Origin of the sequence: Paenibacillus silvestris, assembly GCF_009882985.1 — a bacterium.
GTDB classification, from domain to species: domain Bacteria; phylum Bacillota; class Bacilli; order Paenibacillales; family NBRC-103111; genus Paenibacillus_E; species Paenibacillus_E silvestris.
Window position 1 is genome coordinate 1,021,308 of record NZ_WTUZ01000022.1, and the last position, 12,244, is coordinate 1,033,551.

The 12,244-nt window shown below is 46.7% G+C and carries 11 protein-coding genes; 8 read left to right on the top strand and 3 right to left on the bottom strand.

Annotation, left to right across the window (positions count from 1 at the left end; all coding sequences use genetic code 11):
• Window positions 1-14 precede the first annotated feature (14 nt).
• The 6 genes from GQF01_RS24990 (at window position 15) to GQF01_RS25015 (ending at window position 7,887) form a co-directional block, all read left to right on the top strand.
• The gene (locus GQF01_RS24990) at window positions 15-1,790 is read left to right on the top strand and encodes a sensor histidine kinase (RefSeq protein ID WP_161409526.1); all 1,776 of its coding nucleotides are present in this window, start codon (window positions 15-17) and stop codon (window positions 1,788-1,790) included.
• A gap of 224 nt (window positions 1,791-2,014) precedes the next feature.
• Window positions 2,015-3,436, top strand: coding sequence for an ABC transporter substrate-binding protein (locus GQF01_RS24995; protein WP_161409528.1), 1,422 nt, complete (start codon window positions 2,015-2,017; stop codon window positions 3,434-3,436).
• Window positions 3,437-3,657: 221 nt separating this feature from the next.
• Entirely contained in the window at window positions 3,658-4,464 is an 807-nt protein-coding gene (locus GQF01_RS25000; RefSeq protein WP_407945423.1) for a carbohydrate ABC transporter permease, read from the top strand.
• Window positions 4,461-5,294, top strand: coding sequence for a carbohydrate ABC transporter permease (locus GQF01_RS25005; protein WP_161409531.1), 834 nt, complete (start codon window positions 4,461-4,463; stop codon window positions 5,292-5,294). The genes GQF01_RS25000 and GQF01_RS25005 overlap by 4 nt, the downstream gene beginning before the upstream one ends.
• 21 nt (window positions 5,295-5,315) lie before the next feature.
• Complete coding sequence (locus GQF01_RS25010) at window positions 5,316-6,476, top strand: glycoside hydrolase family 172 protein (RefSeq protein ID WP_161409532.1); 1,161 nt, start codon at window positions 5,316-5,318, stop codon at window positions 6,474-6,476.
• A 19-nt stretch (window positions 6,477-6,495) separates the two neighbouring features.
• A complete protein-coding gene (locus tag GQF01_RS25015; RefSeq protein WP_161409534.1) occupies window positions 6,496-7,887 on the top strand; it encodes a glycoside hydrolase family 32 protein in 1,392 nt (463 codons plus the stop codon).
• Between the two features lie 84 nt (window positions 7,888-7,971).
• Here the strand turns inward: GQF01_RS25015 and GQF01_RS25020 are convergent, their stop codons facing one another.
• From GQF01_RS25020 to GQF01_RS25030, 3 genes are all read right to left on the bottom strand, one after another.
• The gene (locus tag GQF01_RS25020; protein ID WP_161409536.1) at window positions 7,972-8,328 is read right to left on the bottom strand and encodes a YmaF family protein; all 357 of its coding nucleotides are present in this window, start codon (window positions 8,326-8,328) and stop codon (window positions 7,972-7,974) included.
• 256 nt (window positions 8,329-8,584) lie between these two features.
• Complete coding sequence (locus GQF01_RS25025) at window positions 8,585-9,925, bottom strand: sugar phosphate nucleotidyltransferase (protein ID WP_161409538.1); 1,341 nt, start codon at window positions 9,923-9,925, stop codon at window positions 8,585-8,587.
• Window positions 9,926-9,964: 39 nt separating this feature from the next.
• The gene (locus GQF01_RS25030) at window positions 9,965-10,750 is read right to left on the bottom strand and encodes a DUF6492 family protein (protein ID WP_161409541.1); all 786 of its coding nucleotides are present in this window, start codon (window positions 10,748-10,750) and stop codon (window positions 9,965-9,967) included.
• 240 nt (window positions 10,751-10,990) lie between these two features.
• Between GQF01_RS25030 and GQF01_RS25035 the strand changes: the two genes are divergently transcribed.
• Both GQF01_RS25035 and GQF01_RS25040 read left to right on the top strand, forming a co-directional pair.
• Window positions 10,991-11,563 carry a class I SAM-dependent methyltransferase gene (locus GQF01_RS25035; RefSeq protein WP_161409542.1) on the top strand — a complete coding sequence of 191 codons (573 nt, stop codon included), beginning with the start codon at window positions 10,991-10,993 and terminating at the stop codon, window positions 11,561-11,563.
• A gap of 40 nt (window positions 11,564-11,603) precedes the next feature.
• The gene (locus GQF01_RS25040) at window positions 11,604-12,212 is read left to right on the top strand and encodes a DedA family protein (RefSeq protein ID WP_161409544.1); all 609 of its coding nucleotides are present in this window, start codon (window positions 11,604-11,606) and stop codon (window positions 12,210-12,212) included.
• The last annotated feature ends 32 nt before the right edge of the window (window positions 12,213-12,244 follow it).

Genomic DNA, 12,244 nt, shown 5'->3' on the forward strand with positions numbered 1-12,244 from the left:
GAGGAAGTTATATTATGCGGCTTAGAAGCAAATTAATTATCTCCTACATCGTGTTGATTACGCTGCCGCTTGCCATTCTGGGGACGGGCTTCTACTTCACTAGCCAGCAAACGACAGAGAAGCTCGCCCGTGATAATGTGCTGGAAATCGTCAAGAAAAACAACCAGCTGATCGATGAGCGGCTGATTAAATTGCAGAACGACAGCCTGTCTCTGATGACTGAATGCGACTTGTTTCAGCTTTTTAACGGCGCTCCGAGCAAGGACGGACTGCAGCAGCTTCAAACGGATAGAAAAGTTAAGGAGATTTTGAACCGGTACTTCTCGCAGTCCGGTTATCTCTATTCCGTTCAGCTGGCAACCCGTGATTATTTGTATGGGGATAAGGGGAAAAACACATTCCCGCCTAAGCAGTTCTACGAGACGGATATGTATACGGGCGCAAGGATGGAGAAAGGAAGTATAGCATGGATCCCAACCTATGATTATTCCTCGATGTATAAGCTTTCTGAGCTGGATGACGTAGATCTGGAGTACCGTCATCTGTTCTCGGCTGTCAGGGAAATCAGTCCTTCCTGTGTCCGCGACACCATTATTGTGCGTGCAGAGAGCGGCTCCGAGCGGCCTTATCTGATTATGAATTTCCAGGAATCCCTGTATGCTGATGTATTTAATAATAGTATTCCAATCCACGGCGCTTCTTACTTGGTAGCGAATTCCGATGGAGCTATAATAGCGAGTCAGAAAGAGGATAGTCTGGCTCGCGCAGAATGGATTCAGCCCTTATGGACGAAGGGAAGCGGTACGGCTATGCTCACCATAGACGGGGAGAAAATGCTTGCCTGCTTTGCTACATCTGCCGTGACCGGCTGGATGTCGGTGGTACTGATTCCTCCGAAAGAGCTGGTTGTCGGTCTAACCAGGACCATTAATGTCTTTACTCTGACGCTTGGGGTATCCCTTCTGCTCATGTCGTTGCTGTTCGCTTACTGGATATCATCACGCATATCCTTGCCGGTTAATAAGCTGCTACTTGCCATTAAGCGAGTTGGTACAGGTGATTTTACTGCCAGGATTGAGGTACCCAGTCCCAGCAAGGATGAGTTCGGGCATGTACTCACGAAGTTCAACAGTATGAATGAAAGAATCGAGCAGCTGATCGACGAGAACTTTGTGGTGAAGCTGAGGGAGAAAGAGACGGAGATTATGGCGCTGAACATTCAGCTCAACCCCCACTTTCTCTACAACACACTCAATATTATGAACTGGATGGCGGTTAATGGCGATAAGGAGCAGGTGAGCAGCATGCTGATTAGTCTCTCTCGTATGCTCCATTACACGACAGATAATACAAGAGATTCCTCCAAGCTTGAGGATGATCTGAACTGGCTGAAGGACTATATAGTTATTATGAAAAGCCGTTTTGACGAGCGCTTTGAGGTATCCTTCGAGATTGATCCCCAGCTGCTTGGCGCAAGTGTACCCAAGCTGTTTTTGCAGCCACTCGTCGAAAACTCCATCATTCACGGCTTCCGAAATATGGAGTCGGGCGGTTTTATAACTGTATACGGCCGCAAGTCCGAAGAGGTTATGCAATTTATCGTGGAGGACAACGGTTGTGGAATACATACAGAACGGCGGGTGCCAGGAGAAGGAGGAAGCGTTGGACTTCGTAATGTAGACAAGCGAATCAAACTACTATACGGAAGCCTTTATGGCATCGAAATCGAGTCTGAGGAAGGTCTGGGCACCCGCATCAGCCTGGAATTCCCATACAAGCCTCACGAGTAATAAAAAAGCGATGCTGAGATAAAACCTGCATCGCTTTTTCTATGCGCAATGTGCAGCTACATATTACCACCATCCAGCGAAGTCTGCCAATTAACGCCTCACGCTCAATGATCGTAAAATCGTCCGTAAAACGAAAGATTGTTCAATAGGCTTTTCCGAGGAAAGAGGCTAAACTATGAAATAGCTGCTGCAGCGAGCTAATGGAAATCAGGGGGAATCATTTGATGATAAGGAAACGCTTACGTACATTGTCTTTACTGACAGCTCTGAGTTTGTCTCTTGTCTCTGTTGTAACCGCTTGCGGAAGTAACGAGAACGGCAATTCCGGTTCTTCGGCCTCATCCAGTAGTCCGTCAGCCACTACAAGCGGGGCAATGGGCAGCAAAGAGAATGTGAAGTTGAAGTTTACTTACTGGGGCAGTCCTCAGGAGAAGAAAGCGATTGAAGATGCTATCAAGGCTTTTGAAAAGCAGAATCCTAATGTCAAAATTGAAGGCCTGCACATTCCGGGAGATGACTTCCTGCAAAAGCTGAACGCGATGGTAGCGGGCAACGAGGCGCCGGACATCAGTTATTCAGGCTCCTGGAAATTAAAAATGGGCGAAGAGGGCCTTATTTATAACTTTAACGACCTGATGAAAGACGATCCGAGCATCAAGAAAGATGACTATTTGACGTATGCCTGGTGGAACTGGGATAAGGACAAGAGTGCGGGTCCTTTCCAAGCATCTGTTACACCAAGCCTCATGTATAATGCCGACATGTTCAAGGATGCCGGCGTGAACCCACCTCCAACCAAAGCGGAGGATGCATGGACATGGGACGAATTCGTGGCTGTAGCGAAAAAGCTGACCATCGACCAGAACGGCAAACACCCCGATGATCCTGGCTTCGATTCGAAGAACATTAAACAGTACGGCGTGAAATACAGTCTGGGGTGGAACGGATACATGCCGCTTGTCCTCTCCAATGGCGGAGACTATCTGAGCGCGGACGGGACAGAGTTTGGGCTGTCGAAACCTGAAGCGACAGCAGCCATTCAGAAAATTGCCGACCTGATCAACGTCGATCATGTCGCGCCATCTCCGGTTCAGGCGAGCAGCATTCCTGCGCCAGCAACTGCGCTGCAATCGAAGAAGGTTGCCATGGTGGTTGATGGAAGCTGGAACCATCTTGATCTGAGCAAGACGAAGCTCAATTGGGGCGTTGGCGTATTGCCGATCTTGAAGGACTATAAGACGTTCTTCCATGGCGGTTCGCTTGTTATCTTCAAGAGCACGAAACATCCCAAGGAAGCGTGGGAATTTTCCAAGTTCCTGACGGATCCTAACAATGTGCTGGAAATGCATCAAGGCTTGTGGATGCCGCAATTGAAAAAATGGTATGAGGATCCTGCTCTCATCAAGAAATGGGCAAGTGAAGAGTTGCCTGGCCGCCCTGCCGGCTTCCAGGAGGCCGTTATGAAATCGACTTACGAGCATGAAGTGCCATCCCCGGAAAACAACGTGAAGAACTTTGTCGAGATCGATGCTGCTGTCGGCCCTGCCCTGGATCAGGTTTGGCTTGGCAAAAAGACGGCTGAGCAGGCAATGAAGGAGATTGAGTCTAAAGTGAAACCGTTCGTGAAGGGTACCTACTTAAAATAATCGGTCGTGGGAGCGATCCTGTGTTCAGAGAAGAGCATAGCAAGCAGGACCCAAGGGCCGCTCCCTCTATCCGTTAGAAAGGAGCCGATTGCATGTCAGTCCTATCGACCGAAATACAGAAGAACATAAAGCTCAAACACAAAGCACTGAAAAACGACCTGAATGGCATCCTGTTTGCATCACCTGCGATTCTGGGCTTTATCCTGTTTACATTTGGCCCTATGATTTACAGCTTTTATGTGAGCTTTACGGATTTCTCAGGCACCAATGTACCGGAATTTATCGGACTTGACAATTACAAGCGGATGTTCAGTGGCGAGGATCAATACTTTTACAAGTCGCTTGGCGTCACCATCTATTTTGTTGTTCTGAGTGTACCAACGGCTATTATCTACTCTTTTCTTATCGCGCTTCTGTTGAACAGGGATGTAAAAGGAAAAGCGATATTCCGGACCATCTTCTACCTGCCTTCCATCGTTCCTATCATTGCCATTTCGTTTATTTGGCTGTGGCTGCTTAACCCGGATCTGGGATTAGCGAATGTTATGCTGCAAACGCTGGGACTACCGACAAGCCAGTGGATATTCGGCGAGCATTCCGTTATCCCGTCGCTTGCCATGATGAACCTGTGGACGACGGGAGGTACAATGATTATTTTCCTGGCAGGTCTGCAGGACATTCCTAGACAGCTGTATGAAGCCATTGAGATGGATGGTGGTTCGCGCTTTGCAAAGCTCCGTCATATTATTGTCCCGTTGATGACCCCTTCAATCTTTTTCAATCTTATTATGGGTATCATTAACGGCTTTCAGATTTTCTCCCAGGCGTACGTGATGACTAACGGCGGTCCTAATAACGCGAGTCTATTCTACGTGTTTTACCTGTATCGCGAAGCCTTCCAGTTCTCTCGCATGGGGAGTGCAAGCGCTATTGCGTGGGTGCTGTTCGCCATTATCATGGTGCTGACGATTATTATTTTTAAAACCTCGAGAAAATGGGTTTATTACGAAGGGGATGGAGCGCGATGACCAGACAGACTTGGATGGAACGAACGCTTGTGTATGCTGTGCTTTTGGCAGGAAGCGCGTTCAGCCTGCTCCCGCTCGTCTGGTTATTGCGCAGCGCGCTGATGGACATGGGACAGATCTTCGAGATGCCGCCGGTCTGGATTCCGGATCCAATCCGATTCTCGAACTTTTCCGATGCGCTTACAACGCTGCCGTTCGGGCGGTATTTTATCAATTCAGTAATCATTGTTGCTCTTACGATAGCCGGCGTGGTTATTACTGGCTCCATCAGCGCTTACAGCTTTGCGCGCATGAAATGGCGGGGCCGCGATCTGATGTTCGGTCTCCTACTGTCGAGCATGATGCTGCCTTACGCGGTGACGCTTATTCCTTCCTTTGTGGGTTGGAGCAAGATTGGACTGACCAATTCTATTATTCCTTTGGTTGCGCCAGCATGGTTTGGAGGCGGAGCCTTTAATATCTTCCTTTTGCGTCAGTTCTTTATGAGCATCCCGCGTGAATTGGATGAGGCTGCTTATGCGGACGGGGCCAGTCACTGGCGAATTTTTATCTCGGTTATCGTGCCGCTGACGAAGCCTGCTCTGATCGTAGTTGGATTGTTTACTTTCTTAGGTTCCTGGAATGATTTCCTTGGACCGCTTGTATATTTGAACAGCGAGTCTAAATATACATTGGCCTTAGGGCTACAGCAGTTCAAAGGTATGTATGCGGCGGAATGGCATCTGATGATGGCAGCAGCAACGGTCGTACTTGCTCCCGCTATTATCGTGTTTTTTATTGGGCAGAAGTATTTTGTAGAAGGTATCACATTAACGGGAATTAAAGGCTAATTCGGAAATGGAGCGATAGCAATGCACGAACTTTATCTGCGCAAAGAAGGAACTTCCCATCGCGACTCCAGCTGGGACCGAACCGGCGGCAATCGAGATTTCATGGATATTAAAGCAGGAACAACGGCGGTTATCTCGGATATTCAGGGCTCAGGGATTATCAAGCATATCTGGATGACCATTGGTGCCCGTGACAAATACGCCTTTCGTAAGGTTCTGATCCGCATGTATTGGGACGGAGAGAACGAGCCAAGCGTCGATTCGCCTGTTGGAGATTTCTTCGGGGTGGGGCATGGCGTAGCCAGCCACTACGTTTCCATACCGCTTAACATGATTACGACCCAAGGTGTTGTGGAGAATAAGGCAGCCATGAACTGCTTCTTCGAAATGCCATTCCGCCAAAGCGCGCGAATCGAGATCGTAAACGAGTGCGAGAACGATATGGTGCTCTACTTTTATGTGGACTATGTGAAGCAGCCGGTCTCCGAGGACAGCTTCTATTTCCACGCTTCGTGGAGAAGAGAGAATCCGACCAAAGGAACGGTTGATCTGGACCAGCTTAAGGAGGAGCAGGATCAGCAGAATAAGCCCAATTACGCCATTGACGATAAAGTATGTCAGATCAAAAACTTGACGGGCGACGACAACTACGTTCTGCTGGATGCCGAAGGCGAAGGCCATTATGTAGGCTGTAACCTGAGTATTGATCATATTAATCCTGTTCCGGGCTTCAGTTGGGCGGGCGAAGGGGATGATATGTTCTTCATCGACGGGGAGCCGTGGCCACCACGCCTGCATGGTACAGGAACGGAAGATTATTTCTGTGCGGCGTGGGGTTATCCGTCAGGCAAATATGATGCTCCTTACCACGGCTTATCGCTGTACGCACCGATCCGGGAGAACGGGGATGCCTGGAAGGAGAGCAATACGATCTCATTTAACGATTATTCGGGTAAAATGACGCAGTACCGTTATCATATCAACGATCCGATCATCTTCCGAAAATCAATTCGTTTCAGCATTGAGCATGGGCACGGGAATGCACAGTCTAACGATTATTCGTCGGTGGCCTATTGGTATCAGCGCGAGCCGCATAAGGCTTTCCCAGAAATGTTACCGGTTGCCCTTCGGCTGCCGCTTGCCGAGAAGGAAAGTGCGAGGCGCTTCTATCGGACATACTAATGGAAAGAGAGCGATAATCATGGATCGATATAGACCGAGGTATCATTTTACGGCACAGCGTAATTGGATGAACGACCCGAACGGACCATTTCAGAGGGATGGCGTTTATCATTTATTTTATCAGCATAATCCTTCAAAGCCGGAATGGGGCGATATTCATTGGGGACATGCCACAAGCACGGACCTGGTGAATTGGACGCATAAACCAATTGCTCTGGCTCCCTCTCGGGAGCTTGGAGAAGTTCATGTCTTCTCTGGCTGCTCTGTTGTGAACGGTGATGAAGTGATTCAGTTCTATACGAGCATTGGCGATGGCGACCGAAACCCGACTAACGGTGCACAGCAATGGATGTCAAGAGGGACGGACATGACAACCTGGGTGAAGCCGGACATCAATCCGGTATTAACAGCCATGATACACGGTGAGCTTGATGTGACGGAATGGAGAGATCCATTCGTCTGGAGGGAGCAGGATGGTTGGAGGATGCTGCTTGGCGGCAGCGCCGAAGGCAAAGGCAGCAGCTTTATTTATCGCTCCGAGGACTTGGAGAACTGGAGCTACATAGGAATTTTTCATCAGGGAGACGAGCAGATCTGGGAGTGCCCGCATATCTTCCGATTTGGAGATAAAGCGGTCGTGTTCTATTCGCCAAGCAAGCAGGTCCGTTACATATCAGGGACATTCAGCGGAGATAAATTAACGGATGTTAGGAAGCATGGCACCGTGGACTACAGCGGCTTTGAAGGCTATTATGCCTCCACCGGATTTGTAGATGAACAGGGGCGCCGGGTGATGCACGGGTGGATTCCGGAAGGAAGAGGTGAGGAATTCCCTGTGTTCTTGAACTGGGCGGGAGCACTTGCGCTGCCACGGATTGTTGAACTGAAGGAGAATGGTGCGATCGCCATGGTGCCGGTTCCGGAGCTGGAGACTTTGAGAGGCGAGAAATTCGGTCTGGAGAATATCCGTGCCAAGCAGGATCCTGTAAATACAGGCGTACGTTCAACATGCTTCGAGAGCTTGCTGACGGTTGATCGAACGGAATTGGAGAAAGGTGAACTGGTTGTTTCCGTATTTGTCTCGCCATGTAGGTCCGAGCGTACGGATGTACGCCTGAATTTGAAGGCGAATACGGTGGAGATCGACCGATCCAAGTCCAGTCTGTTTCCGAATGTTCATAAGACTCCAGTTAGGGGAGAATTGCCTGCTGGAGAAAGTACGGTGAATCTCCGGATTTTTGCGGATCAGTCGATTATTGAGGTATTTGTAGATGACGAGACCTGTCTTACTGCAAGAGCCTACCCTTCTTTAGAGGACAGTGATGGCTTCGAGATTAGCAGTAGCAGCGAGCTTGTTGTCTCTAGAATGGACATTTGGAAAATGAACGCAGCGAATATTTTCCCCCTATAAAAAACTAGTTTGAAGTAAAAAAAGCGTTCACTCATTAGCTAAGGGTGAACGCTTTTTACGAAGTTAGGGCTTATGATATCTTCCTTAAACAAGAGGTGCTTGAATCAATGTAGCAAAGTTAAATTGGTGAACATGACCATCATTTAGTGTCGTTTGGCCTGTAACAAAATGTACATGTTTACCATTTCCTACTGAAATAGCCGGTCCCGTTCTAATTTTTTTGAGATTATGAAAATGGTTTAAGAAATCTGTTTTCGAGAGATCAATATCATGGACATGACTACTTCCCACGCGAATCGCTTGCCCTGTAATACCTGCAAAGCGATGGTTGTGGCGGTCTGCGCCTTGCTCAGCCAGTTTCGTACTACCTTCAAACTCATGTACGTGCCTCTGCACCAGGGCCGCAGTTTTCATTTTTTTTGTAGGTTTTTTCTTCTGCATCGTTTACATTGCCTCCTTATGGGGATGTTGACTTCACAACATCCTATTAAGGCATATCTATATTAGTGCTAGGCAACCTTAAACGTTCTCCAATGTTTTTGTCCATACATTTATGTATTTAGGCTATTTCGGTAACGTTGCCATCATTGAGTAAAGCCAGTTAATAATCAAAACTAAGAAAAACAGGTGCAATCCATTTTTGAGGAAAGAACCTGTTTTACTGTTTTTGAATATCTGTTTTGAATATCCTTTTTAGCTACCATTTTATGGGAAAACGAATGATATCCTCTTGAGCGAGTTCATTCCCTAAGAGGACTTCCATTAGCTCAAGATTGGTAACTGCCTTAATTCCATGTTTGATGCCAGCTGGAAATTGCAAAACATCACCCGCCTGTAGCCTATACAGTTTTTCCTCCATTAAGATCTCCGCACTACCCGATAAGATCGTCACAATTTCTTGTCGTTTGAGATGCTGGTGATAACTTGTATAGTTGCCTTGGATGAGCTTCACACTCTTGATCATGGCTTCTATTCCTCTTTCATCTTTGCCATAATTCAGGACCCGATAGGAACCCCATCTTTTCTCTTCATACATCGGCATCTGAGGTACTAGTGCGAGTCTTTCCTTGATTAGATTCGCTTTATCCTTATTTGCGATTAAAATACCATCAGAATTTGCTGCAACAATGATATCCGGTATGCCAATAATTTCAATGGGGTAGGGGAGTTCGTTAATGAGATGGGTATTGACGGAATCATTCGATATTCGCCCTGATCCGATAATTGTATCCTCAAAATGAGCGCTTAGCGCGGGCCAACTCCCCAGATCAGTCCAATAACCTTCATACCCTATAACAACAGCAGGCTGTGTGAGCTCAACTACTTCTCGATCGAAGCTTACATTTGTAATTTGTTCGTAATTAGCCAGCCAAGCCTCAACTTGGACAGGATGCCCGTTATCCTTCAGATACGTCAGCATGAATCTCAAGGGGAATGCAAATACACCACAATTCCACATAGCATGATCCTCGATTAAGCGAGTGGCAGCTTGCTCATTAGGCTTTTCTATGAACTGGCGGACGAAAAAATAGTCAACCTTATCTTTTGGCAAAACTGGAACAATATAGCCGAACTGATCTGAAGGTTTATTAGGCTTTGTACCGAGGAGTGCAAGATCTGCCTTAGAATGTGCGAGGACATTGGGAAAGCGATGGAGAAGCCTGAAAAACGCGGTATCTACATACGTGTCCACTGGAAGAATACAAATCGTTTCATTCGGATCCACTTGCATCTTCTCATGAAGATAACTCACAGCTAAAGCGACGGCTGTGAATGTTCCTCTTTTATGAGGTTCGCCAATAATAGGAATGTGCTCACCAACATATTTACGTGTAATTTCCACTTGACTTTGATGAGCGACGATACAAGTGAATTGAAGCAGTCCCACCTCATCCAATTGTCTGCATATGCGTTCAATCATCGATTCTCTGATCCCAGCTTCGGTTTTCAAAAGCTTTAGATACACTTTGGAGCGAATCTCATTGGATAATGGCCATAACCTTTTTCCCGATCCCCCGCACAATAGTACAATACGCAAGCCCAAAACTCCTTCCTTGTGGAACGTTACCCATCATCCTTATTTCTTGACGGATTTAAGATACCCTTTACGTTTGTGAAAAGAAATAGACCTGTATGCTTTTGCCAGAGAAGACAACTTTGAAGGTGAAATTTGGGAGGGGCTTAAATTTAGGCTCTTATTCCTTGCAGACTTCAAAATCATCGTGCCAGGCGCAGACGAATAAAGGAAATTTCCATACGTTTCAAATTCTGAAAAAGCAAATGGTTTGGATTTATTCATGCTCCTTATTATCGCAGAATACCAGCTTCTGTTATGTTTAGACTCAATCGCTTGTTTCAAATGGGTTACTTTTGATTTCTCAAACAGCATGTAATGAGTAACGAAGGACAATCGAGAGGAGCGGCTTCTTCCCATCAATTTTTTATACGTTTTGAAGTATTCGCTCTGACTCCAGTTTCTGCTGTAAAACACAGTCTTGTTGTTCACCTTGAAGACGTGCGGACGAATGAGTACTGTATCGGCATCAATGACCAAATAGTACTTTGAGGAGCACAAAGTATCGCCGCTTAGCTTAAGCAACTGCTGATAAAGCCATCCAGACCGATCCCAGGTTTTGGATTCATAATGGATGTTCTTCTTCGTTATAGGGAGAACTGTATCTTCATGAACGAACCTACACCCCTTTTTCAAACAAAGATCAAGAATTCTTTGCTTGCGCGGAGCCACAATAATGATTTCTCGAATAGGGTGCTTCACATATTTCCTCACGGCATCAATAACATGGGGGAGTGTCCCCAGATCTTTCTCGATCGCTGGGATTAATACATCAATAGGGGTTGTCATTCGCTCATCTCCATAAATCAAATGTATGGATTATCATATGTCGGGAGAATGAAAAGGAATGGGTATTGGGAGATGTAAAACACACAAAAGAAAGAGGTTAGCGGATCCGGTGCCAGGGGCTATTTGTGCTTTCCCTTTCTTCAAACTTTCTTCAGAAATTCTTTATCTTTTTCTTAGCTCATTCTGCAGAATTTTTGGTTACGATAGATGCATCGTAAGGAATGAGAGGAGAGTTATTTCATGATTAGAGCCATGCAGGAGCAGCTTTTGTTTCTATATAAATTCATGCGTGCACCGAGGCAGATCGGCAGCATCGCACCGAGCTCCGTGTTTTTGGCCAAAAAAATGCTCCAACCAGTTCAATGGAATCAAGTAAGGAGCGTAGCTGAACTCGGGGTTGGCACTGGCGCCATTACCAGACATCTGACAAAGGTTCTGCATAAAGAGGCAAAGGTTCTATTGTTCGAAAAAGACCAACAGATGCGAAGTCAATTATCAGCAGGATTTCGGCACTTCGCCTGTTATGCCGATGCATGCAACATGCAGCATGCCTTGCAGAGTGAAGGACTCGATGGGCTCGATTGCATCTTGAGCGGTCTTCCGTTTTTTAATTTCCCGCCGGCTCTGCGTGAGCAATTAATGTACCAGATCGAAACGACGTTGAAACCGGGTGGCTTATTCATCGCCTTCCAATATTCGCAGCAGATGCGTAAGCAACTCAGCCAGCGATTCGAAATCGAGCGAGTTCATTTTATCCCTCTCAACGTCCCTCCCGCTTTCGTATACGTCTGCCGTAAAAGGGGAGTTTCTTGATAGCACGAAAACCGCAAGATATCAAAGGAGGCTCGCGTACATGAATTATGAATGGTTTCTGTCTTTACTTCAGCAATTCGGCTATGCGGCACTATTTTTTGCGCTATGGCTCGGCATTGTCGGCATGCCGATTCCCGACGAGGTCATCGTTATGACTGGTGGCGCGGTTACTGCCGGTACACTTTTGCATCCGATTCCCGCTTTTATATTGACCTATTTGGGCGTCGTCTCCGGCTTAACGCTAGGCTACTTGCTTGGTCGTTACGCTGGAACACCTATTTTGACGAGGTTGAGCCGAAAGAAAAAGATGGAGAAATATTTGCGTTTTTCGGAGACGTTCTTCGAAAAATATGGTAGCTTTGCAATAGGCATTAGTTATTTTCTTCCTATTATTCGGCATGTTATGCCCTATGTGGTAGGTGTCCACAAGATGTCCTTCAAACGGTACGTCCTTTTTTCCTATACGACGGGGCTGGTCTGGACATTGCTCTTTTTTATGATTGGACGTTACGTAGGCAATCATGCCCCGGAAGTCGGTACGTTATTTTACGAATATGGTTTGCGCTTGCTCTGGCTGCCCTTCGTGCTCTTTGTCGTATGGGGGATTATCCGCTTATCTCGCAAGGAGAAACGCCAATCATTGTCTTAGACGTTGGCTAGACGAAAGATAAAAATCGGGGA